The sequence below is a fragment of the Butyricicoccus sp. Marseille-Q5471 genome, from assembly GCF_951230135.1.
Lineage (GTDB): Bacteria > Bacillota > Clostridia > Oscillospirales > Butyricicoccaceae > Agathobaculum.
The window spans coordinates 154,218-176,233 of record NZ_CATNVC010000001.1; the positions used below are offsets into that span (position 1 = coordinate 154,218).

Annotated in this window: 20 protein-coding genes and 1 riboswitch; of the genes, 5 read left to right on the forward strand and 15 right to left on the reverse strand. The window is 57.6% G+C overall.

The window, feature by feature from the left end:
• Positions 1-162 precede the first annotated feature (162 nt).
• The 8 genes from ispF to QOX26_RS00825 all read right to left on the reverse strand — a co-directional run bounded on the left by ispF (position 163) and on the right by QOX26_RS00825 (position 5,640).
• On the reverse strand, positions 163-636 hold the full coding sequence (ispF, locus tag QOX26_RS00790; RefSeq protein ID WP_283672984.1) for a 2-C-methyl-D-erythritol 2,4-cyclodiphosphate synthase: 474 nt from the start codon (positions 634-636) through the stop codon (positions 163-165).
• Entirely contained in the window at positions 633-1,355 is a 723-nt protein-coding gene (gene ispD, locus QOX26_RS00795) for a 2-C-methyl-D-erythritol 4-phosphate cytidylyltransferase (protein WP_283672985.1), read from the reverse strand. The genes ispF and ispD overlap by 4 nt, the downstream gene beginning before the upstream one ends.
• A gap of 39 nt (positions 1,356-1,394) precedes the next feature.
• Positions 1,395-1,874, reverse strand: a complete 480-nt coding sequence (locus tag QOX26_RS00800) for a CarD family transcriptional regulator (protein WP_283672986.1) — start codon at positions 1,872-1,874, stop codon at positions 1,395-1,397.
• 41 nt (positions 1,875-1,915) lie between these two features.
• Complete coding sequence (locus QOX26_RS00805; RefSeq protein WP_283672987.1) at positions 1,916-2,464, reverse strand: peptidase M50; 549 nt, start codon at positions 2,462-2,464, stop codon at positions 1,916-1,918.
• 11 nt (positions 2,465-2,475) lie between these two features.
• The gene (locus tag QOX26_RS00810; RefSeq protein ID WP_283672988.1) at positions 2,476-3,228 is read right to left on the reverse strand and encodes a M23 family metallopeptidase; all 753 of its coding nucleotides are present in this window, start codon (positions 3,226-3,228) and stop codon (positions 2,476-2,478) included.
• A gap of 95 nt (positions 3,229-3,323) precedes the next feature.
• Positions 3,324-4,691 (reverse strand): MATE family efflux transporter, encoded by a 1,368-nt coding sequence (locus QOX26_RS00815; RefSeq protein WP_283672989.1) that lies wholly within the window; start codon positions 4,689-4,691, stop codon positions 3,324-3,326.
• Positions 4,688-5,452 (reverse strand): uridine phosphorylase, encoded by a 765-nt coding sequence (udp, locus tag QOX26_RS00820; protein WP_283672990.1) that lies wholly within the window; start codon positions 5,450-5,452, stop codon positions 4,688-4,690. The genes QOX26_RS00815 and udp overlap by 4 nt, the downstream gene beginning before the upstream one ends.
• Entirely contained in the window at positions 5,449-5,640 is a 192-nt protein-coding gene (locus tag QOX26_RS00825; RefSeq protein ID WP_283672991.1) for a DUF951 domain-containing protein, read from the reverse strand. Before QOX26_RS00825 ends, udp begins: the two co-directional genes overlap by 4 nt.
• A 140-nt stretch (positions 5,641-5,780) precedes the next feature.
• On the opposite strand from QOX26_RS00825, the gene QOX26_RS00830 reads away from it, so the two are divergent.
• Positions 5,781-6,716, forward strand: coding sequence for a S1 RNA-binding domain-containing protein (locus QOX26_RS00830; RefSeq protein WP_283672992.1), 936 nt, complete (start codon positions 5,781-5,783; stop codon positions 6,714-6,716).
• 222 nt (positions 6,717-6,938) lie between these two features.
• A complete protein-coding gene (locus tag QOX26_RS00835) occupies positions 6,939-7,853 on the forward strand; it encodes a class I SAM-dependent methyltransferase (protein ID WP_283672993.1) in 915 nt (304 codons plus the stop codon).
• Positions 7,854-7,860: 7 nt separating this feature from the next.
• Here the strand turns inward: QOX26_RS00835 and QOX26_RS00840 are convergent, their stop codons facing one another.
• Entirely contained in the window at positions 7,861-9,111 is a 1,251-nt protein-coding gene (locus tag QOX26_RS00840) for a replication-associated recombination protein A (RefSeq protein WP_283672994.1), read from the reverse strand.
• 152 nt (positions 9,112-9,263) lie between these two features.
• On the opposite strand from QOX26_RS00840, the gene hisC reads away from it, so the two are divergent.
• Positions 9,264-10,319: a histidinol-phosphate transaminase gene (gene hisC, locus QOX26_RS00845; RefSeq protein WP_283672995.1), complete on the forward strand. Its 1,056-nt coding sequence runs from the start codon at positions 9,264-9,266 to the stop codon at positions 10,317-10,319.
• Between the two features lie 40 nt (positions 10,320-10,359).
• Here hisC and QOX26_RS00850 read toward each other — a convergent pair whose 3' ends face one another.
• The 6 genes from QOX26_RS00850 to metK all read right to left on the reverse strand — a co-directional run bounded on the left by QOX26_RS00850 (position 10,360) and on the right by metK (position 17,445).
• Positions 10,360-11,007 carry a pentapeptide repeat-containing protein gene (locus tag QOX26_RS00850; RefSeq protein WP_283672996.1) on the reverse strand — a complete coding sequence of 216 codons (648 nt, stop codon included), beginning with the start codon at positions 11,005-11,007 and terminating at the stop codon, positions 10,360-10,362.
• Positions 11,007-11,273, reverse strand: coding sequence for a metal-sensing transcriptional repressor (locus QOX26_RS00855; RefSeq protein ID WP_283672997.1), 267 nt, complete (start codon positions 11,271-11,273; stop codon positions 11,007-11,009). Before QOX26_RS00855 ends, QOX26_RS00850 begins: the two co-directional genes overlap by 1 nt.
• Complete coding sequence (locus QOX26_RS00860; RefSeq protein WP_283672998.1) at positions 11,270-13,774, reverse strand: heavy metal translocating P-type ATPase; 2,505 nt, start codon at positions 13,772-13,774, stop codon at positions 11,270-11,272. The genes QOX26_RS00855 and QOX26_RS00860 overlap by 4 nt, the downstream gene beginning before the upstream one ends.
• A 152-nt stretch (positions 13,775-13,926) precedes the next feature.
• Complete coding sequence (locus tag QOX26_RS00865; RefSeq protein WP_283672999.1) at positions 13,927-15,090, reverse strand: MFS transporter; 1,164 nt, start codon at positions 15,088-15,090, stop codon at positions 13,927-13,929.
• Between the two features lie 19 nt (positions 15,091-15,109).
• Positions 15,110-15,991, reverse strand: a complete 882-nt coding sequence (locus QOX26_RS00870; RefSeq protein ID WP_283673000.1) for an aldose 1-epimerase family protein — start codon at positions 15,989-15,991, stop codon at positions 15,110-15,112.
• 269 nt (positions 15,992-16,260) lie between these two features.
• A complete protein-coding gene (gene metK, locus QOX26_RS00875; protein WP_283673001.1) occupies positions 16,261-17,445 on the reverse strand; it encodes a methionine adenosyltransferase in 1,185 nt (394 codons plus the stop codon).
• A 74-nt stretch (positions 17,446-17,519) separates the two neighbouring features.
• Positions 17,520-17,622: riboswitch (SAM riboswitch) on the reverse strand.
• A gap of 177 nt (positions 17,623-17,799) precedes the next feature.
• On the opposite strand from metK, the gene QOX26_RS00880 reads away from it, so the two are divergent.
• Together QOX26_RS00880 and QOX26_RS00885 are read left to right on the forward strand one after the other, a co-directional pair.
• Complete coding sequence (locus QOX26_RS00880; protein WP_283673002.1) at positions 17,800-20,754, forward strand: acyl-CoA dehydratase activase; 2,955 nt, start codon at positions 17,800-17,802, stop codon at positions 20,752-20,754.
• On the forward strand, positions 20,735-21,994 hold the full coding sequence (locus QOX26_RS00885) for a 2-hydroxyglutaryl-CoA dehydratase (RefSeq protein ID WP_331488458.1): 1,260 nt from the start codon (positions 20,735-20,737) through the stop codon (positions 21,992-21,994). The genes QOX26_RS00880 and QOX26_RS00885 overlap by 20 nt, the downstream gene beginning before the upstream one ends.
• Positions 21,995-22,016 lie beyond the last annotated feature (22 nt).

Below are 22,016 nucleotides of genomic sequence, written 5' to 3' on the forward strand. Positions count from 1 at the left end.
AATTCGATTATCATGCGATGTATGAGCATTTCTTCATGCATCGCATTTGTGTTTCTCAAACACGTCTGCCGCGCGGCCACCACCGCGCGGTGATGGTTTGAGATTCCATAACAAAAAGGCCGCACCTGAATGCGGCCTTTTTGCGTATCTGTCCGATTGGACTTAGATTTTCTCAAGCAGGCACACGCAGTGCGCGGCAATGCCTTCCTTAGCTCCGGTAAAGCCCAGTTTTTCCTCCGTCGTCGCCTTGACGGACACGCGCGATACCTCGCAATTTAGCGCCGCGGCAAGGTTTTCCCGCATCTGTCCGATGTACGGTGCAAGCTTGGGCGCCTGCGCCAGCAGTGTCGCATCCAAATTGCCAAGCCGATACCCCTGCGCCGTTATCAGACCCGCCACGTGGCGCAGCAGAGCGATGCTGTCCGCACCTGCGTAGCGCGCGTCCGTATCCGGAAAGTGCTTGCCGATGTCGCCCAGCGCCAATGCACCAAGCAGCGCATCCATGACCGCATGGGTCAGCACATCCGCATCCGAATGACCAAGCAGTCCCACGTCATGCGGAACATCCACACCGCCCAGAATCAGCTTTCTGCCCGCGGTCAGGCGATGCACATCGTAGCCGTGTCCAATCCTCATTCGTATTCCCTCCCCTGTAAAAAGGCCTCGCCCACCAGAAGATCTTCGGGCGTGGTGATTTTAATATTCTCGTAGCTGCCCGTCGTCGCACGCACGCTTTTCCCAAAGTCCTCAACCGCCGCGCAGTCGTCGGTAAAGGTTTTGCCGTCGCGCTCGGCGGTGCGCAGCGCACGGTCAATCAGCTCAATCTGGAACACCTGCGGCGTCTGCACCGCGGCAATCTTCTCACGCGGCACATCGGCTGCGATAAAGCCGTTATCAATCCGCTTGATGCTGTCCTTCATCGCCACGACCGGCGCGGCGGCGCCATGCTGCATGGCGGTCTCCACCGCCTCCGCGATGACCGCAACCGGCACAAGCGGACGCGCGCCGTCATGGATGGCAACGATGCCCGTGCCCTCCGGGCAGGCATGCACGCCGGCAAGCACCGAAGCGGTCCGGCTGTCGCCGCCGCGAACGGCTGTGCGCAGCTTGCTCACCGCAAAATCCTGCGCGAGCTGGCTGTAGGGCACGATGTCCTCTTCGCGGCAGACGAGCACAATATCGTCTATCACATCGCAGCGCTCAAACGCCATGAGCGTGTGTGCGAGCACCGGAATGCCGCCGAGCTCCATCATCAGCTTATTTTCTCCGCCCATGCGCCGCGACGAACCCGCCGCAACCAACACCGCGCACACACGCGGCCGCTCCGCCCCGCTGTTTTTCTTTTTTCCGAACATATTCAGCATTCCTCCAATCGAAAAAGGCTTTGCGTCGTTTCAGATGCAAAGCCTTTCGTTAATCAATTTTCCGGCCTGTTCCGTGGTTTTTCCCAGTGCGAACGCCACCTCGGATTCAATAATCTGTCTGGCGGACAGCAGCATTTTCTTTTCGCCCGTCGACAAACCGCGCTCTTTTTCGCGCTCTGCCAAGTTTTTAATCACCTGCGCAACCTCGACCAAATCGCCCGAGCGGATGCGCAACATATTTTCACGATAACGCTGATTCCAACCCTTATCCTCGCTGCGTGCGAGTTCATCAAGCTGGTTCAGCAGCTCTTCCGCCTGTTTTTTACTGCACACAGGGCGTATGCCAAGTGTTTCACAATTGTCCACAGGCAAAAAAAGTACAACATCATCAAGCGCCAGCTTGAGGGCATAATACTTTGCGCTTTCTCCGTCAATGGTACGCTCAACTATTTCCTCAATAACGCCCGCGCCATGCAGGGGATGAACAATCTTATCGCCAGCACGAAACATGTAGCCTCCGATCCCGCATTACATCTGTTGTCATTTTTAGTTTACACCCGATTCCGGCTTTTTGCAAGGGCTTTCCCCTCCTGTCCTGCAGTCAGCGCACCAATCAGCAGCAGCCAGATACCCCCGCCCTGCCACGCAAGCCACGCGCCGCCGCCGAACAGCAGCAGCGCCGTACCCGCGCCGAACAGGCCGCGCAGCAGAACAAGCCCGCCGTCCGCCAGATGGTACAGTGCCATTCCGCCGTCAAGCGGCTGCATCGGCAGCAGATTAAACGCTCCAAGCAGCACGCTGGCACCGGCCAGTGTAAAAAAGCCCCCCTTCATGGCGCCGGCGGCGAGCAGAAAGCTCGCCGCCGGCCCGGCCAAACACACTGCTGCCCGCGCACATCTGCCCTCCGGCAGCGTGCAGCGGATGACTGCGCCGCAGAGAGTAAGTGTCAGCCGGTGCAGCCGTCCGCCCGACAGATGCAGCACCAGCAGATGCCCCCCCTCATGCACAGCCGCAGCCAGCAGGAACAACGGCATGACGCCTGCCTCGTCCACAAACCACAGTGCGGCAATCAGCACCAGAAAGCCGTCCCGTACCTCCAACCGCCCGCAACTCATGCCGCAGTCAGATATTCTGACGGATTTAATGCCGCGCCATCCTTCCACAGCTCCAAATGCAGGTGGGGGCCGGTCGCATTGCCCGTCTGTCCGACGCGCGCAATCTCATCCCCACACTTGACCTTATCGCCCACCTTGGCCGAAATGCTGCTGCAATGGGCATACAGCGTTGCAAAGCCATCGTCGTGGTCGACGATTAGATATTTGCCGTAGCTGCTTTCGCCAACCTCACGCACCGCGCCGTCCGCGAACGCACCGATGACCACGCCCTCGTCCGCTGCGATATCCAGTCCGTAATGGAAGCCGGGCTGACCCGTAATCGGACTGAGCCGGCTGCCGAAGGACGAGGTCAGCGTTCCCTCTGTCGGCTGCTTGTGGTCAAACTCCATTGGGTAGACCGTCTCGTCCACCTTGTCGGGAAAGAGTGTTTGTTCACGACCCAGAATGTCGTCCGCGCCGCCGGACGAAGCTGCATACTCGCCATCCGCCAGCATGGGTTGACTTTCCGATGCCGTGCCTGTCTGCGGCGAAAACACCTCGCTCACGCCGTCATCTCCTCCGCCGATTGCCGTCAACACGCGGTCCAGTCCCAGTGTTTCACCAAACACCGCTGTCACTTTTTCCCGTGCCGTCCGTGCAAAGGGCGTATCCGCGTATTTGAGTGCGAACAAACCGACGATGAGCAGTACACAGAGCAAAAGCCCTATACCGCCCCCGCTTTTTTTGCGCACCGGCCTTCTTACCGCCATGCACACCGCCTCCTTTTTTCACTCGATAAACGGTATGCGGAGGCGGACAAAAAAAGACCTCCCAACAAGGGAGGTCTTCTGCGATTTTGCTTAGATTACTCGGGCTCGTTTTGTTCCATTTTTCGAGTGATTTGCCGGAAACGGAGCAAAAACAGCACGGTCGTCGTCGCCGCGGCGAGAAAATCCGCTACCGGCTCGGCAAAGAACACGGCAAACAGCTGATCTTCCATAAACTGCGGCAGAATCAGAATCAGCGGAATCAGCAGGATAACCTTGCGCTCCAACGCCAGAAAGAGCGAAATCTTCGCCTCGCCCAGTGCCACAAAGGACTGTTGAAAACCGGTTTGGAAGGCCATGACAAAGCCGGCGGCCAGATAAATCCGCAGCGCCCAGGACGCAAGCTGCACCAGCTCCGGATTGCGATTGAACATCCGCACAATCAGCTCGGGCGACAGCATGACGAGCAGCCAGACCGCCGCCGCATAGACCGCTGCAATCAGAATGTTGTACCGCACAACCTGCTTCATGCGATCGACCCGACCTGCGCCGTAGTTGTAGCTCAGAATCGGCTGCGCGCCCTGCGCCAGACCGAACAGCGGCATCTGAATCATCTGCGCAACCGACACCAGAATCGTCATTGCGCCGACCGCAAGGTCGCCGCCGTAGGTGAGCAGCGAGCGGTTGAAGGTGATGGTCAGCAGACTCTCTGTGGCCTGCATGACAAACGGCGCCGCACCCAGCGCAATCGCGGGCAGCAGCAGCTCTTTGCGCGGCTTGAGATGTTCGCGGCGCAGGCGCAGCTCGCTTTTGGGACTTGCCAGAAAACGAACCACCCACAGCGCCGAAACTGCCTGTGAAATGACCGTCGCAACCGCCGCGCCGCGCACGCCCATGCCGAATACAAAGATAAAAACAGGGTCGAGCACCACGTTCAGTCCCGCGCCGATCAGCACCGTTTTCATGGCGACCGACGATTTTCCCTGCGCGGTGATAAAGCCGTTAAGCCCCAGTGCGGTCATGACAAAAATGGTGCCGAGCACATAGATATTCAGGTAATCCATCGCATAGGGCAGTGTGTTTTCCGATGCACCGAACAACATCAGCAGCGGCTCCTGCCACAGCAGGAACGCGCCGGTCAGCACCAGTGCCAGAATCCACAGTGCGCCGGTGCAGGAGCCGAGCGTACGCTCCGCCTTGTCATGCTCCCCCGCTCCCATCGCGATTGACGCACGCGGCGCGCCACCCATGCCAATCAGCGCGGCAAAGGCTGAAATCAGCGTGATGACCGGAAAAGTAACGCCCATGCCGGTCAACGCCGCCGTATCCGGCAGCTGACCGATATAGATGCGGTCGACGATACTGTACAGGAGGTTTACCACCTGTGCGCAGATGGTCGGCAGCGCCAAACGCATCAGCAGAGGGCCGATCGGATCGCGCCCCAAATCATTTTGCTTGTGACTCATTTTGCTGCGGCATCCTCCCGAATCAGGATACGCAGCGCTTCAACCGCCGTCCTGACGCCGCGCTCCGCCGCGTCGGGCGGGATGCTGGGCGCTTCATCGTTATCGGCGTTCCACAGCACATTGAGCACCGCGCCGCAGCGCACGTGCAGCACCTGTGCCGCAATAAAGAGAGCGGCCGTCTCCATCTCACTGGTCAGCGCGCCCGCAGCCTTCCACGCCTTCCATTTGGCGAGCAGTTCGTCGGCAATCGCCTGCGCCGCAGGACGAATTTCGCCATAAAAACTATCCTTAGACTGAATAACGCCTATGTGGTGGCGCAAACCAAGCGTGACCGCTGCATCCCGCAGCGCGGAGACCACCGGAAAGCTTGCCGCCGCCGGAAACTCGATGGGCAGGTATTCGCGGCTCGTGCCCTCCTGCCGGATGGCCGCCGTTGCGATGACAACATCGCCGCCGGAAACCTCATCCACAATGCCGCCCGATGTGCCGACGCGGATAAAGGTATCCGCTCCGCACTCGACCAGCTCCTCCAGCGCAATTGCCGCCGACGGGCCGCCGATGCCGGTCGAGCATACCGCGACGGGCACGCCGTCCAACGTGCCTGTGAATACCGTATATTCCCGGTTGGACGCGATTTTCTGCGGCTGATCGAAATAAGCTGCGATTTTCTCGCACCGGCCGGGGTCGCCCGGCAGAATCACATATCGGCCGATATCGCCCTTTTTAATATGCAGATGCATCTGCTTGCCGTCGATTATCATAGCACTTTGCCCTCCCGTTCGATTTGTCTGATATTTTTCTCCGCTTTGCTGCGCGGCACCATGATTTCATGTCCGCAGCCCTCACACCGCAGCCGAAAATCCATGCCGATGCGCAGTACCTTCCAGCATTTCGAGCCGCAGGGATGTGGTTTTTTCATGGTCAAAACATCGCCTAGCTGTATATCCATCGTTCCATAAACTCCTTTCAGGAGCCGACTTACCGGCTGCCGCACTACTCTTTTCCGTTTCCATGATACCACATTTGGAGTGCTATTCATAGCCGATTTTTCATATAGTGGCAATGATCCCAAAGGAGGCTCGGCTATTTATGAAAACAAGCGAATGCTATCTGCCCGAGGGCAGCAACGGAACGCTGACTGCATCCCGCGCGGCGTTTCAAACCCTTGACGCGCTCAGCCGGGCGCAGTCAGAGGGCTCGATTCTGGAGGCCGTCGCCGAACGCTGTACAGCGGCGCACGACCTGCTGTTCGATCTGGGTGCGGCACAAGGGGTGATGCCGCGCGCGGAATGTGCGCTCGGCATTGCCGAGGGCGAAACAAGGGAAATCGCCATTTTATCCCGCGTCGGCAAATCCACATGCTTTGTCATCACCGAGATTGACGAGACGACCGACCCGCCGACCGCTTATCTGTCCCGCAGCCGCGTGCAAAAGCGTGCGCAGGACGATTTGCTCGACTCTCTCGAACCGGGGGATGTGATCCCCGCCCGCGTGACTCATCTGGAGCCCTTCGGCGCCTTCGTCGATATCGGCTGCGGCGTGGTATCGCTCATCGGCATTGAGAATCTGTCGGTCTCCCGCATTTATCATCCGCGAGACCGCCTGTGCGTCGGGCAGGACATTTTTGCCGCCGTGCGCGCAATCGACATGGATGCCAAACGCATCACCCTGACCCACCGCGAGCTGCTCGGCACATGGGAGCAAAATGCCGCACTCTTTTCTCCTGGCGAAACGGTGCGCGGCGTCGTCCGGTCGATTGAGCCGTACGGCGTATTCATCGAGCTTGCGCCCAATCTGTCCGGTCTGGCTGAACCGCGCCGCGATCTTGCGGTCGGTGAGGTGGTTTCGGTTTACATCAAATCCATTTTACCCGCTCGCATGAAAATCAAACTGACCGTCATTGATGTGCTGGCGGAGCACGAGGCACCGCCGCCGCCCCACTATTTCATCACCGACGGCCGCATCATCGAATGGATCTACACACCGGAGGCCTGCGAACATAAGTATATCGCAACGGAGTTTTAGCAGACTTTTCCCTCATGTTACCAATGCAAACCGCCACAGGCTGCTTTTCAGCATCCTGTGGCTTTTGTCTGTCGGTAAGTAATAAAAAAACCGTCACAGCATTTGTGACGGAATTGTTAATTTTCACTTTTCTGTCGTCTATTATACCACAAATCGCGTCAAAAATCAAGTCTCGCTATTTTCTTTGTTTCGGTGTATGAACTATAGTGAGGTGATAAAAAAATGGAACAAACCAGCATGACTGCCCGCATCAGCGCGTTTGCGCGAGCCTATCATTCCGAAAACAACACGGTCAAAATTTTTGACGACAGTGTGGCACGGAGACTCCTAACCGACGCTGAGTACGAACAAATCTCGCGCAATATGACAGACGGCATCGCTTTTTTCAACCCATCCTTCGTCGGCAGCGGAGCAGATGCGCTGCGATGGGTGGTTGACCATCAGCTGTCTCCCTCCCCGCTCGGCAGAGCCGCCTTTGCAGAGCGTGCACTGGAAAACGCGGTTTGCATCGGAGCCGCGCAGTATTTGATTCTGGGGGCAGGATGCGATACCTTTGCCCTCCGTCAGCCCCAATGGGCGGACAAGCTGCAAATCTTCGAGCTCGACCATCCGGCCACAGCAAGCGACAAGCGCCTGCGGCTCCAACGCGCAGGGCTGGCATTTCCTGCAAATGTTCATACAGTCGAGGCTGACTTTACTTCTGCGCACTGGCTGACGGCGCTCACCCAAACTTCCGCGTTTGACAGCAGCCGCATCAGCTTTTGCAGCGCGCTAGGACTGACCTACTACCTTGCCGCGCACACGTTTGACGCACTGCTCTGCGCCCTTTCCTCTGTTTTGCCCATAGGAAGTGCTCTTGTGTTTGATTACCCGGACGAAAGCACGGGAACGGAGCAATCAGGCGAACGCGCACGAAAGCAGTCGATGTTGGCAAAGGCCGCAAACGAGCAGATGCTTGCCGGCTACTCCTGCCGCGATATCGAGCAGCTGCTCGCCGCGCACGGTTTTCTGGTTTATGAGCATCTGACCCCGCCCGAAATAACGAGTCAGTATTTCAGCGTCTACAATCAAGCCAATCCTGCGCATCCGATGACCGCGTTTGACCATGTAAACTACTGTCTCGCGGTCAAGCAATAAGCAGCGCTCACTTGCCTTTGACCTTGTCCCAGTAGGCCTTGGCCGCCTGCTCAGTCTTATTCGGGCCATAGTCGTAATAATGTGCGTTTTTAATCGCATCCGGCAGGTACTGCTGCTCGGTCCAGTGATTGGGGAAATCGTGCGGGTACCGATAGGTGAGCCCGCGCCCCATCTTGGACGCACCGCCATAATGCGCGTCCTTAATATGCGCCGGTATATCACCGATGTCCTGCCCCGCGCGCACGTCTGCCATCGCGGCGTCAATGGCCATCGCAGCGCTGTTAGACTTGGGCGCGGTCGCCATGAGCAGAACGGCCTCCGCCAATGGAATGCGTGCCTCGGGCAGGCCAAGCTGGAACGCGCTGTCAACACAGGCTTTGACGATAGCCATGCACTGCGGATAGGCCAGACCTACATCCTCCGCCGCGATGACCAGCATCCGGCGCGCCGCCGAAATCATGTCCCCCGCTTCGAGCAGCCGCGCAAGATAGTGCAGCGCTGCGTCCGGGTCGGAGCCGCGGATGGACTTCTGCAGGGCGGACAGAATATCGTAATGGCTGTCGCCGTCCCGGTCGTAGCGCATGTTGGAGCGCTGCGCCACCTGTTCCGCATCCGCGAGCGTCAGCCCATCCTTGCCCGCACCGAGCGCGAGCAGCTCGACCGCGCTCAACGCCTTGCGCACGTCCCCGCCGCACGAGCGGGCGATATAAGCTGCCACGCCGTCCTCAACAGGCGCGCCGCTTTCGCCGACCGTCAGCCCCAGCGCACGCTCAACTGCTTTTTCGATTTCGGCTGCTTCGACCGGCTTGAACTCGAACACCGTGCAGCGGCTCAGAATAGCATTGTAAATATAGAAATACGGATTTTCGGTCGTAGACGCAATCAGCGTCATTTTGCCGGTCTCAATAAATTCGAGCAGACTTTGCTGCTGCTTTTTATTGAAATACTGAATCTCGTCGAGATAAACAAGCGCCCCCTTCGGCGCGAGAAAGGTGTCCAGCTCGTCGATGATCGCCTTGATGTCGGCGATGCCCGCCGTGGTCGCGTTCAGACGATACAGCTTGCGTTCGGTCTGCTGGGCGATGATCGAGGCAACCGTCGTCTTGCCGACACCCGAAGGGCCGTAGAAAATCATATTAGGGATGCTGCCACTTTCGATGACGCGGCGCAGCATGCCGTTTTTGCGCAGCAAATGCGTCTGCCCGACGACCTCGTCGAGCGTTTTAGGGCGGATACGATCCGCCAAAGGCTGGTACATTTCGCCCGCCCTCCCTGTCTTTTCGAATGTGCTTGTTCGTTTCACACGTATTTGCTAAAATGATACCATACTTTTTTACAGAAAACAATTGACTTCACCGGTTTATCGTGTTAAACTATGAAACATCCAATAACAACAAGGTGGTCTTTCCGATGAACAAGCCCTTTTTGAATAAGCTGCGCAAAATCGACCCCTATGTGCCGGGCGAGCAGTCGCAGGCGGCAAATCTGGTCAAATTAAACGCCAATGAGAACCCCTATCCGCCGTCCCCGCGCGTGACCGAGGTGCTCCGCACGTTTGATGCCGCGAAACTCGCGCTTTATCCGGATGCCAACGGCCTGCGCCTGAAAAACGCGCTGGCGGCACGCTTTTCCGTCAAAAACACACAGGTTTTCCTCGGAAACGGCTCGGATGATGTGCTCGCGCTTGCGTTCCAGTCTTTTTTCTGCTCCGACCTGCCCATTTTGTACCCGGACATCACCTATTCGTTTTATCCGGTCTGGTGCGATTTGCTGCGCGTGCCGTATGAAACCGTGCCGCTCGACGACGATTTTTGCGTCAACGTCCGCGATTACGATAAGCCGAACGGCGGCGTCATTCTGCCCAATCCCAACGCGCCGACCGGACAGGGCGTGACGCTTGATTTCATCGAAGATTTGCTGCAGCACAATGCGGATTCCGTCGTCATTATTGACGAAGCCTATGTGGATTTCGGCGCGCAAAGCGCAGTGGCGCTGATTGACAAATATGAAAACCTGCTCGTCGTGCAAACGATGAGCAAGTCGCGGTCGCTCGCGGGACAGCGCATCGGCTACGCGCTCGGCTCGGAAACACTGATTTCAACCCTTGAAGCGGTCAAAAACTCCTACAATTCCTACACGATGGACATGATTGCGCTGGAAACCGGCGCCGCTTCGGTTGAAGATGAGACGTATTTCCGGCAAACCTGCGATCAGGTCATCGCGACCCGCACGCGTTCCGCAAAGGCGCTTGCGGCGCTTGGCTTTACCGTGCTGCCCTCTCAGTCGAACTTTCTTTTCGTCACGCATCCGAACAAGGCCGCCAAGGCGATTTTCGAGGCACTGCGTAAGCAGAATATCTTCATTCGCTACTTCAGTCTGCCGCGCATCGACAATTACCTGCGCATCACCATCGGCACGGATGAGCAGATGGACAAACTCTTTTCCGCATTAAAAAGCATTCTTTAACATAGAAACCGCCCCGAGCAGACTGCCCGGGGCGGTTTTTTCATTCTTTTATCACAATGCCGAGTCGTTTTGCCAGTCCCACCGCCTGCATCGGCGACACAATCGCACCGCGCAGCTCGGTGTTGAAATCAGACACGACAATACCCTCTAAATCACATCCGGTCAGGTCGATTCCGGCAAGCATCGTCTGAAACAGACTCGCCCCGCACAGCCTGACCTCGGACAAAACAACGTGCTTCCATGTACACTCGGTCAGCGACGCATGGGAAAAATCAGTGTTTGACGCCGCTATGTCACGCAGATCCGCGCGGTCGAAGCCCGCGTAATCGAAGCGGCTGTCGCGCAATGCGCACTGCCGCCAACGGCTCTCCGGGAAATTCGCACCAACCGCCTTGCTCGCGTCAAAGCCAACGCGCTCAAAATACCCGTCTCGCCAGTCGCTGCCCGACAGGTCGCAGCTGCGAAACACCACGTCCGCACAGTCAGCACGCTGCCAGCGGCATTCGGTCATGCGGCAGTTTTCAAACAGCACCCCTCTGAGCCGCAGCCCGTCAAAGCGCGTGTCCGATAGATCGGCGCCGCGAATTGCAACGCCCTCAACCGTGCGCTCTTCCCGCTCGGCCAGCGCAAACAGCTCGGCCGCGTCCGGTGCATCCGGCATACTGTGCGGCAGTTTAATCTCTTTCATCACTTTTTCTCCAACAGACGCATGATTTCGTCTATTTTTTCGTCTCGCGCCAGTCCGTCGTCCGTCTCAAATGCCTGCTGCACGCAGCCTGCTAAATGCGCGCGCAGCACCTCGCGCTGGGCCTTGTGCACCAAGGATTCAACCGCCTGCAATTGTGTGGCAATGTCCATGCAGTAGCGGTCGTCCTCAATCATTTTGAGCACGCCGTCGAGCTGCCCCCGCGCGGTGCGCAGGAGCGGCTCGACCTTCTTTTTGTCCGCTCTCATTGAAAACCGACCACCTTATAGCCGGCTTTTTCCACGGCTTCGGTCAGCTTTGCTTCGTCCGGCAGAGCGCCCTGTACGATGGCCTTGCCGTTCTCCAGGTCGATTACCGCGCTCACGCCCGGGAACGCCTGCAGCGCCTGCTGCACATGGTCGGCGCAATGCGCGCACATCATACCTTCGATTTGAATGGTCTTGGTCATAGTCGGTTCCTCCTTCGGTACCACAATCACAGGTTTGGACTTCACTTCGGGTTTCGGGGTCGGTGCAAAAAATTTCAAACGCAATGCGTTGGAAACCACACAAACAGAGCTAAGGCTCATCGCCGCCGCGGCGAACATCGGGTTGAGCCGCAGTCCGAACACGCCTGCTGCAAGCGGAATGCCGATGCAGTTATAGAAGAACGCCCAGAACAGATTCTGACGGATGTTGCGCATAGTCTGGCGCGACAGACGAATCGCGTCCACCGCGTCCATCAGGTCGCTCTTCATCAGCACCACGTCAGCCGACGAAATGGCGACATCGGTGCCCGCACCGATTGCAATGCCCACGTCCGCACGCGCCAGCGCCGGCGCATCGTTAATGCCATCGCCGATCATGGCGACCTTTTTGCCCTGCTCCTGCTTTTCGCGCACCGCACGTTCCTTGTCCTGCGGCAGCACCTCGGCCACAACGTTGTCGATGCCCAGTTCCTGCGCAATCGACTCAGCGGTCGCGCGGTTGTCGCCCGTCAGCAGTGTCACCTCAAGGCCAAGTGCGCGCAGGGCGGCAACCGCCGCACTGCTTGTCGGCTTGACCACGTCGGCGATTGCGAACACGCCGACCACCTGCCGACTCGCCGCAAAGAACAGCGGCGTTTTGCCCTCGGCTGCGAAGCGCTCGCCTACCTGCTTGGCCTTAGGCGAGAGCGCAAGACCGTTTTTCAGCAGCATCCGGCGGTTGCCCGCCATGCAGGGAATCCCATCAACCGATGCGGACACGCCCTGTCCCTCTGCCGCCTGAAAATCGGTCGCGCGGCGCACTGTGGCATCCCGCTCGCGGGCATAGCGCACGACCGCGTCCGCCAGCGGATGATCGCTCATCTGCTCGAGCGATACCGCGAGCGAGAGCAAATCCTCCTGCTCCACGCCCAGCGGCATAATGTCGGTCACGACCGGGCGACCCTCGGTCACTGTGCCCGTTTTATCCAGAATGACCGCCTGCACGCCGTGCAGGTTTTCCAGTGCTTCGGCCGACTGGAACAGCACGCCGTTGCGTGCGCCCACACCAGTGCCGACCATGATAGCGACCGGCGTTGCAAGGCCGAGTGCGCACGGGCAGGAAATGACCAGAACCGTGATTGCGCGCGTCAGCGCGAAACCGACGGTCTGCCCCAGCAGCAGCCAGATCACCGCGGTCACCGCCGCGATAATCAGCACGACCGGCACGAATACACCGGCCACCTTATCGGCCAGCTTTGCGATGGGCGCCTTGCTCGCGCCCGCTTCCTCAACCAGATGAATAATCTGACTGAGCGTTGTATCATCCCCCACGCGGGATGCTTTCAGGATAAAATAGCCGTTTTTGCTCACCGTTGCGCCGATGACCGTGTCGCCCACGACCTTTTCCACCGGCATGCTTTCTCCGGTCAGCGCACTCTCGTCCACCGAAGCACGGCCTTCGACGATTTCGCCGTCCACCGGCACCGACTGTCCGCCACGCACGACAACCAAATCACCCAGCTGCACGTTTTCAATCGGAATGGTGAATTCTTCGCCGCCGCGCACGACGGTCGCCGTCTGCGGCCGCAAATCCATCAGCGCCGCGATGGCCTCGCCTGTTTTGCGCTTGGCGCGTGCTTCAAAGAACTTACCAAGCGTTACGAGTGTCAGAATCATGCCCGCCGATTCAAAATACAGGTCGTGCATGAAGGCATGTACGGTTTCGGTATCGCCCGCTGCGGATGCAAAGCCAATCTGCGCCAGTGCGTACACGCCGTAAATCAGCGCCGCGCCCGAACCGACCGCAATGAGCGCGTCCATCGTCGGCGCGCCGCGCAGCAGGGTCTTGATGCCGTTGGTAAAGTATTTGTGGTTAATCACAACGATGGGCAGTGTCAGCACGAGCTGCACGACGGTCAGCATCAGTGCGCCCTCCGTGCCGCTCAGCAGCGCGGGCAGCGGCAGGCCAAGCATCGGCCCCATCGAAAAGTACATCAAAATTAACAGAAATGCAGCGGATACGATGATTCGCCGTTTCATTTCACTCAAATCATCATCAGCTTCTTTGGTGCCGGCCGGCGTATCGTTTCGTCCGTCGCTCACCGCCGCTGTGTAGCCGCCCTGCTCGACCGCGTGGATGATATCCTCCTCACCGCAGACGACCTCGTCATAGTCGACCATCATGCTGCCCGCGAGCAGGTTTACCTGCACCCCGAACACGCCCGGCAGTGCGCCGACCGCCTTCTCCACATGCGACGAGCACGACGCACAGCTCATGCCGCCGACTCGAAATTGTTTCTTCATACCTTCGCTCCTTATCCTCACCCTCCCCCGGGGAGGGGTGTCTTTCTGCCATCAGTATAGCCTGCAACAAAAGCTTTGTCAAGTAGCGTTTACGAAAAAATCAATTCATATTCAAAAAGCGCCCTCTCCACGGTCGGAAAGGACGCTTTTTCTTATTCGGTGCGTCGTTCAGAAACCTCGCGCGGAATCAGCCGTGCGACAGTTAAGCCCATCAGCGCAAACACCGCCGCGGTTGCGAAAATCGCGTAGGACATGCCGCAGCGCTCGCCAATCTGACCGACGGCATAGGGGATAATGGACGAGCCGAAATAGCCGAACATCAAGATAATCGACAAAATCGTGCCGCCATTCTCATTCACACCGAGGCCGGTGGACGCAATCAGCGGCCACATGCCCGAAATACCCGCGCCGATGCCAATGAGTGCAAGCCATAGCGACCACTGCCACGGCAGCAGCACAGCGGCAAAAATTGAAACAATACAAATAACCGCCAGCGTGCAAACGATGCGCCGCACGGTGTAGCGCAGAACCAACCGCGCGCAAAGCATGCGGCCGACCGTGACCATCGCCCAAATGAGCGCAGTGCCGAGTGAGGCGGTCAGTGCCGAATAGCCGACGCGATCGGTCATGTAGGTGGCCATCCATCCGGTGACGCCGGCCTCCGCGCCGACATACAAAAATAGTGCCAGAAAAGTTGGATATAAGGTGCGATTGCGCAGAATACCCGTTACTTCGTGCAGACTGCCGGAGGATTTCGTCTCCATTTTGGGAAACCGTGTCAGGCAGAACGCCAGTGTGACCGCAGCAACCGCAAACGACAGCACGGTGTAAATCATCCGCCAATCGTAGCCGAGCGCGAGCATCACGCCCGAATAGGTCACACCGAGCACCGAGCCTACGCCCGCAAAGCCATGCGTCACCGCGAGGTTTGAGGCGGCCGCATCCGCGGCGAGCGTGTCGACAATGTCCATGCCAACGGCTTCAATGAAGGTCGCCAGCGCACCCATGCAGGAAATCAGCACGCAGGCGAGCCAGAACGAGTGCGCATGTGCAAACGCAAAGGTCACGACGGCGTACAGTCCGACACCGCCCGCCATTGCGGCGCGCTTTCCCATCAGGCCAATAATTTTGCCCGAAACCAGACAGAAAAACAGATTCGAGATGTAGTACGCGGTAAACAGCAGCCCGGATGCCCCCAATCCACGGTCAAAGTCCGCGCCGATTAAGGTAATCAGCGGAGCGAGCATGGTCATGGATACGGCAAATATGCATACCGCAATGCGGGTGACAAAGATGGGCAGGGTGTTTTTCTGCATGGCTGTCGGTTTCTCCTGTTCAGTCCGTAATAGTCACGGAAAATACTAAATTTTCGGTTTCGCCGGGCGCGAGTTTGCGCACGCCGACCTTGTTTTCAATCGCGTGATCGAGATAGCTGCCGTCGGGCAGCGTGCTCCACGGCTCGAGGCAGACATAGGGCACATCAAAGTCCTTATAAGCGCTCCAAAGCGCAAAATACGGCCAATCGGCAAAGTCCATCGTGATGCGCTTTGCATTTTTGACAGAGCCGATGGTCGCACGGCGCACCGGCAGATCGTCGAGAATGATGGCGTCGTCCTTGAAGGTCTCGCGTGTGATGGCCAGGCGGCCGTTTTGCAGCGCGATTTCTCCGTGCTCCTGCGAGAGCATGACCGTTTCATCGGTCAGAATGGGATGCAGCGCCTGCGTTCCCTCAAACTCCACGTAGTAGTCGGTAATCTGCTCTCCTGGGCACAGGCACAGGTTGTATGCATCGTGCCCGCCGACCTCGTAATACAGGTCGGATATATCGGTATTGTGGGTGATATGTTCCTTTTTGAGCGTTGCACCGTCCAGTGTATAGCGCACGGTGAAGTTGAAATCCCACGGGTACATGCCCTTGGTGTACGCACTTTGGACGAGCGTAAATTCCGCGCACGCCGCATGCAGGCGATTCACCGTAAATTCCAAATCGCGGCCAAAGCCGTGCTGGGTAATCTCATACGCCTTGCCGCCGACGGTGTAGGTTTTGTCCTTCAGCCGCCCGACAATCGGGAACAGAATCGGCGCGTGCCGCTTCCAGACGGCAGGGTCGGCCTGCCAGACATACTCGGTGCCGTCTTTTTTGCTCACCCAGGAGCTGAGCTCAGCGCCCATTTCATTGATTTCCACGCGAACCAGTTCGTTTTCCAGTACCTGCATTTTGCAATCCTCCTGCTGATTTTTGGTATCTTCAGCATAGCGGTTTTCATGTGCAAAGTCAACCGAACGCCGGTGTTTTGAGCCGTTAACAGCATACCGCAAAATCCGATTGCACGCATTCACTTTCTTGCGCTGTCTTTTTATGGATGTTGACAGCCTGCTTGGTAATAGCGTACAAAATAAATCCTCTGTTTTTTACATCTTCGTATTCTTGCGGTCAACGAAAAAAGCACCGCCCTCTCGGGCGGCGCTTTGGGTTTCAACGATGCTTATCGGACTGCGTCGCGGAGCGCATCGACCTTATCGGTCTGCTCCCACTTGACGCCCAGCTCTTCGCGGCCCATGTGGCCATAGGCGGCGAGCTGACGGTAAATCGGGCGGCGCAGGTCGAGCGCCTCGATGATTGCGGCGGGACGCAGGTCAAACACGTGCTTGACCGCATCGGCCAGCTTGTCCTCCGCAACAACGCCGGTGCCGAAGGTCTCTACCATGATAGAAACCGGCTCTGCCACACCGATGGCGTAAGCCAGCTGTACCTCACAGCGATTTGCAAGTCCTGCGGCGACAATGTTCTTAGCGACCCAGCGCGCGGCATAGGCCGCCGAACGGTCCACCTTGGTCGGGTCCTTGCCGGAGAACGCACCGCCGCCGTGACGGCCGATGCCGCCGTAGGTATCGACGATAATCTTGCGGCCGGTCAAACCGGAATCACCCTGCGGGCCGCCGATAACGAAGCGTCCCGTGGGGTTGATGAAATACTTGGTCTGCTCGTCGAGCAGGTGTGCGGGCACAACCGGACGCACGACCTGATCGATCATATCCTGACGAATCTGCTGCAGCGAAACCTCGGGGCTGTGCTGGGTGGAGAGCACGACCGTGTCGATACGGACGGGCTGGTTCATCTCGTCATACTCAACGGTGACCTGCGTCTTGCCGTCCGGACGAAGATAATCAAACATACCGTTCTTGCGCACCTCGGACAGGCGCTTTGCCATCTTATGTGCTAGCGAAACGGGCAGCGGCATCAGTTCGGGCGTTTCATCGCACGCATAGCCGAACATCATGCCCTGATCGCCCGCGCCAATCGCGAGATCGGCCTCGGACGCGCCTTCCTTGCGCTCGAGAGAATTGTCAACGCCGAGCGCAATGTCGGCGGACTGCTCATCAATCGAGGTCAGCACCGCGCAGGTGTCGCAGTCAAAGCCGTACTTGGCGCGGTCATAGCCGATTTCGCGCACGGTGTCGCGCACAACCTTCGGAATGTCCACATAGCAGGAGGTGGAGATTTCACCCATGACCGAAACCATGCCGGTCGTACAGGTGGTTTCGCACGCGACGCGCGCAAACGGGTCGTTGGTCAGCATCGCATCGAGGATTGCGTCCGAAATCTGGTCGCAGATTTTATCGGGATGTCCCTCGGTGACGGATTCAGAGGTAAACAAGTGTCTTGCCATGTACTTTATGTTCCTTTCTGTTTCTTTGGGGCAATAAAAAAGCTCCCACATTGGGAGCGCACTATTTTTTTGCTCCCTCATCTTTCGTGTTCCTACGCCGGATTTGGCACCTTGCGCGTTTAAAACGTAGGTTGCCGGGTTTCATCGGGCCGTTCCCTCCACCGCTCTGGATAAGGTCATATTCACTTTACGCGATTTATTCTATATAAAAAACGAGCCTTTGTCAAGGGACAATTTCAGTAAATTGTGCATCGTTTTGCAGATTGACAATTGACACACGCGCGTATATATTAAATAGGTAAGATTTTACGCGCATGAAGGCATGCGGTTTTTTAGCGGAGTATAAAGGATAATATGAACGTTAATTTAGGAATCGACATCGGATCGACTACCGTCAAGGCTGTTGCCGTTCGCGATGGAGAGATTATTTACAAACGATATGAGCGCCACTTTTCCAAGGTGCGCGAAAAAGCGGTCGAACTGGTGCGGGATGCAAAGAACGTCATCGGCGACGCCATTGTGCGCTGCGCGATTACAGGCTCGGCCGGTCTGGGCGTTGCCAAGGCGGCGGACATCGACTTCGTGCAGGAGGTGTTCGCGACCCGCAAGGCCGTTGGCGTGCATGTGCCGCAGGCCGATGTGGTCATCGAACTGGGCGGCGAGGACGCGAAAATCGTCTTTCTTTCCGGTCAGCTGGAGGAGCGCATGAACGGCTCCTGCGCCGGCGGAACGGGTGCGTTTATCGACCAGATGGCCGTGCTGCTCGACGTGACCCCGGCCGAGCTCGATCAGCTCAGCCGCGGGTCAGAGCGCATTTACACCATTGCTTCGCGCTGTGGTGTGTTTGCCAAATCAGACATTCAGCCGCTCCTCAACGAAGGCGCGCGCAAGGAAGATGTGGCAGCGTCGATTTTTCAGGCTGTTGTCAACCAGACGCTGACCGGCCTTGCACAAGGCCGCGAAATCCGAGGCGACGTGCTGTTCCTCGGCGGGCCGCTGTTCTTCTTCAAGGGTCTGCAAAAGCAGTTTCAGCAGACACTGGGGCTGGATGCCGAGCACGCGCACTTCCCCGACCTCGCCCCTTACGCCATCGCGGCGGGCGCGGCCGAATATGCGCGGGGCACGCAGGACAGCTACACGCTGGACGGTCTAATTGCGATTCTCGAAAAAGCTGCGGATATGCCGGTCATCGCGCAATATCTGCCGCCGCTGTTTGAAAACCAGCAGCAGTATGACGAGTTCAAGACCCGCCACGGCGTGCACGATGTGATGACCGAGAATGTCACGGTCTATGAGGGCAACGCGTATCTGGGCATCGACTGCGGCTCAACGACTACCAAACTGGTGCTGATTGGCGAAAATCATCAAATTCTCTTCCATCATTATCAGCCGAACAAGGGCAATCCTGCCGATGTCATCCGCGAGCAGCTCACCAAGCTCTACGAGTTGTGCGGCGACAGGGTACATATCATCTCCTCGGCGGTCACCGGCTACGGCGAGGCGCTCATCCAGAACGCCTTCGGCGTGGACTTCGGTCTGGTCGAGACCGTCGCGCACTTCCGCGCGGCGCGCCACTTCTGCCCCGACGTGGACTTTATTATCGACATCGGCGGGCAGGACATCAAGTGCTTCAAAATCCGCAACAAATGCATTGATAATATCTCGCTCAACGAAGCCTGCTCCTCGGGATGCGGTTCGTTTATCGAGACCTTCGCCCGCTCGATGGGTTATTCGATTGAGGAGTTCTGCAAGCTCGGTTTGTTTGCCGCGCATCCGATTGACCTCGGCTCGCGCTGTACGGTGTTCATGAACTCCTCGGTCAAGCAGGCGCAGAAGGACGGCGCGGGAATCGACGCAATTTCGGCGGGTCTTTCGGTGTCGGTGGTCAAAAACGCGCTGTACAAGGTCATCCGCGCCCACTCGCCGGACGACCTCGGCAAGAATATCGTCGTACAGGGCGGTACCTTCTTGAACGACGCGATTTTGCGCTCGTTTGAGCAGGAAATCGGCCGAAATGTCACCCGTCCGGCCATTTCCGGCCTGATGGGCGCCTACGGCGCGGCACTGCACGCGATGGACAACACGCCCGCGCACAGCACCTTGCTGACGCCCGATGATCTGTCCGCGTTCTCACACACGGTGAAATCCGTGCGCTGCGGCCTGTGCGAAAACCATTGCAGTCTGACCATCAACAGCTTTTCGGGCGGCCGCCGCTTCATTTCAGGCAACCGCTGCGAGCGTCCGCTCGGCAAGGGCGACCACCGCGAGCTGCCCGATTTGTACAAATGGAAGCTGGAAAAGCTCAAAAGCTACGCCGAACCGACCGGTCAGCCTGCCCCGTTGGGCAAGGTCGGCCTGCCGTTCGGCCTGAATAACTTTGAGCTGCTCCCCTTCTGGTCGGTTTTCCTCCGAACGCTCGGCTTTGACATCGTACTTTCCGATGTGTCTACCCGTGATTTGTACCAAAAGGGCCAGCATTCCATCCCGTCGGACACCGTGTGCTATCCGGCCAAGCTGATGCACGGGCACATAGAAAACCTGCTTACTAAGGGTGTCACCTCAATTTTCTATCCCTGCATGACCTATAATCTGGATGAGGGCCGCGCCTCGAACTGCTACAACTGCCCGGTTGTCGCCTACTATCCCGAGCTGCTGAAGGCAAACGTCGGCGCACTGCAGAATTTCGACTTCATGATGCCCTATTTTGAGCTGACCGAGAAAAAGCGGTTCATTCAGCAGGCGGTAAAATTCTTCTGCGCCAAATATAAATCCATCCGCAAAAAGACCGTCGCGCAGGCGGCCGATGCTGCCTATTTTGCGCTTGACGAATACTACGCCGCCATCCGCGCCCAGGGGCAAAAGGCCATCGCCTATGCCGATGAGCACGGACTGGAAATTGCGGTCATCGTCGGCCGTCCATACCACATCGACCCTGAAATCAACCACGGCATCAACCAGCTGATTGCATCCTACGGCATGGTCATCGTCAGCGAGGATGCTGTCTGGCAGCTCGCCGAGGTGCCGGAGGTGCATGTTCTGAACCAATGGACCTATCATTCGCGCATGTACGGCGCGGCGCAGTATGTCACCGGTAAGAAAAATGCACAGCTGATTCAGCTGGTTTCGTTCGGCTGCGGCATTGACGCAATCACAACGGACGAGGTGCGCTCGATTTGCGAAACCGGCGGAAAAATCTATACACAGCTTAAAATTGATGAAATATCCAACCTTGGCGCAGCCAAGATCCGCGTGCGCAGCATGCTCGCCGCGGTAGAGGAGGGCAGAAAACTTGCAAACCAACGCAACTAGCCGGCAGCCGGCACACGTGCCGTTTACAGAGGAAATGCGCAAAACGTATAAAATCCTCGTGCCCAATATGCTGCCCGTACAGCTCGGCCTAATCTGCCGCCTGCTCAAGAATTACGGCTACGACATGGAGCTGCTTTATACCGAAGGCCCCGCCATCGTTGAGCAGGGTCTGCGCAACGTGCACAACGACACCTGCTACCCCGCCCTGCTGGTCATCGGCCAGCTGATGGACGCCATCCAGTCCGGCAAATATGATGTGCACAAGCTTGCGCTCATCATGCCGCAGACCGGCGGCGGCTGCCGTGCGTCCAACTACATCCACCTGCTTCGAAAAGCGCTCGAAAAGAACGGATATGGCTTTATCCCGGTCATTTCGCTGAACTTTTCCGGTCTGGAGGACAATCCCGGATTTGAAGTGACCGGTAAAATGATGATTCAGATTGCCTATGCGATGCTGATCGGCGATCTGATTATGATGGTTGCCAACCAGTGCCGTCCTTACGAGGTCGTCGCCGGCAGCACCGACAAGGCCATTCACATCTGCATGGACGCGGTTGCCTCACGTTTTACCGACAACCGCCTTGTGCGCTACGGCGAGGTCAAGCACCTATACCGCTTCGTGCTGGATGCGTTCGGCAAGGTGCGCCTCGACAAGTCCACTCCCAAGAAAAAAGTCGGCATTGTCGGCGAGATTTACGTCAAATTTTCGCCGCTCGGCAACAATAATCTGGAACGCTTCCTGCTCAGCGAGGGCTGTGAACCTGTGCTGCCCGGTTTGATGGATTTCTGCCTGTACTGCATCTATAACTCGGTCATTGACAACGATTTGTACGGACGCAAGCCGAAAACGGCGGCGATGTATCAGCTCGTTTACAACTTTGTGCTTGGCAAACAGGGCGATATCATCAAGATGATGAAAAAGGACGGCAATTTCCGTCCCCCCATGCCGTTTGACGCAGTGCGCAAAAAGGCGCAGGAAATCATCGGCCCCGGCGTGAAGATGGGTGAAGGCTGGCTGCTGCCCGCCGAAATGATTGAGCTGATCAGCGAGGGCGTGGGCAATATCGTCTGCACCCAGCCCTTCGGCTGCCTGCCCAACCACATCGCGGGCAAGGGCATGATTCGCAAAATCCGCGAAAAGTACCCGGAAGCGAATATCGTCGCGGTCGATTACGACCCCGGCGCATCCAAAATCAATCAGGAGAACCGCATTAAGCTGATGCTGTCCTCCGCGGAATAACAGAAAGCCCGATACAGTTTTA

Bases quoted from the DNA above. Each gene is read 5' to 3' on its own strand.
- QOX26_RS00810 (WP_283672988.1), bottom strand. From the start codon at position 3,228: ATGGCGGTAAGAAGGCCGGTGCGCAAAAAAAGCGGGGGCGGTATAGGG.
- QOX26_RS00850 (WP_283672996.1), bottom strand. From the start codon at position 11,007: ATGAAAGAGATTAAACTGCCGCACAGTATGCCGGATGCACCGGACGCG.
- QOX26_RS00860 (WP_283672998.1), bottom strand. From the start codon at position 13,774: ATGAAGAAACAATTTCGAGTCGGCGGCATGAGCTGTGCGTCGTGCTCG.
- QOX26_RS00835 (WP_283672993.1), top strand. From the start codon at position 6,939: ATGGAACAAACCAGCATGACTGCCCGCATCAGCGCGTTTGCGCGAGCC.
- udp (WP_283672990.1), bottom strand. From the start codon at position 5,452: ATGATAATCGACGGCAAGCAGATGCATCTGCATATTAAAAAGGGCGAT.
- QOX26_RS00880 (WP_283673002.1), top strand. From the start codon at position 17,800: ATGAACGTTAATTTAGGAATCGACATCGGATCGACTACCGTCAAGGCT.
- ispF (WP_283672984.1), bottom strand. From the start codon at position 636: ATGAGGATTGGACACGGCTACGATGTGCATCGCCTGACCGCGGGCAGA.
- QOX26_RS00865 (WP_283672999.1), bottom strand. From the start codon at position 15,090: ATGCAGAAAAACACCCTGCCCATCTTTGTCACCCGCATTGCGGTATGC.
- ispD (WP_283672985.1), bottom strand. From the start codon at position 1,355: ATGTTCGGAAAAAAGAAAAACAGCGGGGCGGAGCGGCCGCGTGTGTGC.
- QOX26_RS00830 (WP_283672992.1), top strand. From the start codon at position 5,781: ATGAAAACAAGCGAATGCTATCTGCCCGAGGGCAGCAACGGAACGCTG.
- QOX26_RS00825 (WP_283672991.1), bottom strand. From the start codon at position 5,640: ATGGATATACAGCTAGGCGATGTTTTGACCATGAAAAAACCACATCCC.
- QOX26_RS00840 (WP_283672994.1), bottom strand. From the start codon at position 9,111: ATGTACCAGCCTTTGGCGGATCGTATCCGCCCTAAAACGCTCGACGAG.
- hisC (WP_283672995.1), top strand. From the start codon at position 9,264: ATGAACAAGCCCTTTTTGAATAAGCTGCGCAAAATCGACCCCTATGTG.
- QOX26_RS00800 (WP_283672986.1), bottom strand. From the start codon at position 1,874: ATGTTTCGTGCTGGCGATAAGATTGTTCATCCCCTGCATGGCGCGGGC.
- QOX26_RS00815 (WP_283672989.1), bottom strand. From the start codon at position 4,691: ATGAGTCACAAGCAAAATGATTTGGGGCGCGATCCGATCGGCCCTCTG.
- QOX26_RS00855 (WP_283672997.1), bottom strand. From the start codon at position 11,273: ATGAGAGCGGACAAAAAGAAGGTCGAGCCGCTCCTGCGCACCGCGCGG.
- QOX26_RS00870 (WP_283673000.1), bottom strand. From the start codon at position 15,991: ATGCAGGTACTGGAAAACGAACTGGTTCGCGTGGAAATCAATGAAATG.
- metK (WP_283673001.1), bottom strand. From the start codon at position 17,445: ATGGCAAGACACTTGTTTACCTCTGAATCCGTCACCGAGGGACATCCC.